Source organism: Taishania pollutisoli, from assembly GCF_014518315.1.
GTDB classification, from domain to species: Bacteria; Bacteroidota; Bacteroidia; order Flavobacteriales_D; family Crocinitomicaceae; genus Taishania; species Taishania pollutisoli.
The window spans coordinates 1-1,033 of record NZ_JACVEL010000041.1 but is presented as its reverse complement, the minus strand read 5'-3'; the positions used below and the strand labels follow the sequence as shown (position 1 = coordinate 1,033).

The following is a 1,033-nucleotide window of genomic DNA, read 5'->3' as shown; positions in this document are numbered from 1 at the left end:
TTTCAATTCTACATCTGCTGGCTGTGTATCGAAGTACACATCACCTGCTCCGTCCAGATACGGCACTTCGTACAGGACGCCGTCCGAGATTGTGGTCAGTCCTGTCTTATCTGCAAACGGCATTTCGTCCACCGATTCACCGAGAACCGATTCATCTTTGATATACACGACACCTTCACCCGCACCAGACACACGGGAGTACTGAACTACACGTCGTGAAGGCACATCTTTAACTTTGAAAAAGCCCATCTCTATTCCTCTTTCAGATAATCGGCAACACGCCTATCGAGTTCCGCCATCTCTTTAAGAGTTAACGGACGCCCGAATCCGTCTACCGATATTACACGAAATTCTTCCGGGGTTATCCCACTATTACGAAAAATCTTACCCCTGACAGGACCGAGCGCTTCGTCCTGGAACCACGCCGGTTGTTGTTTAAGGAACTCGTAATAGGTGGTGTCTGCGCTTACCTGCTGGCCTCCTTCTGCACCCCTCGCCGCTCGTTTTGCACCCTTATCCAGGAAGTCGAATTCGGAACTTATTACCGGTGCTGTACTCGACCGACAGTTCGGATGCGCTGGTGGTAGCGGACCTTTGCCTATTTCGTACTGCATAGAATCTCGCGAACGACAAACAGCCGAAGTACGGGAATCAAGGGTTGATACCCACTCGTATTTTGTAATGATGTCGTCGTTCTGAGCGTAAACCTGTTGCCGCGCTTCGTTGGATACGTGCGCCAGGGCGGTACGGATAACGGTAGCGGCGTTACGCTCGGAGATATCAGCCAGTCCGCCGGGCCCGACAACGTTCTTAACTATCCGCCGTGTGGTCATACCCTGTACGAATCCAGACTTAACGCCCATAACCAAGCGATTCACCTCGGCTTGCCGCCATCCGCCCATTAACGAAACAAAATCAACCGGCTTTTCGCTTAGTTCAAGTGGTGCGAAAGTAGTGGCGGCCCATACTTGTTCGGCGGCCGGTGTTACGAAATTAGCGTTAACGTTGGTCGACAGGGTTTTTACGTTCCAGT

2 protein-coding genes are annotated in these 1,033 nt (G+C 51.5%); both read right to left on the bottom strand.

Annotated elements, in window-relative coordinates:
• Positions 1-249, bottom strand: a 249-nt coding sequence (locus H9Y05_RS16670) for a hypothetical protein (RefSeq protein ID WP_216714905.1), incomplete at its 3' end; no start/stop codon positions are given.
• A 2-nt stretch (positions 250-251) separates the two neighbouring features.
• A partial coding sequence (locus H9Y05_RS16665) for a minor capsid protein (protein ID WP_216714904.1) occupies positions 252-1,033 on the bottom strand: 782 nt, incomplete at its 5' end.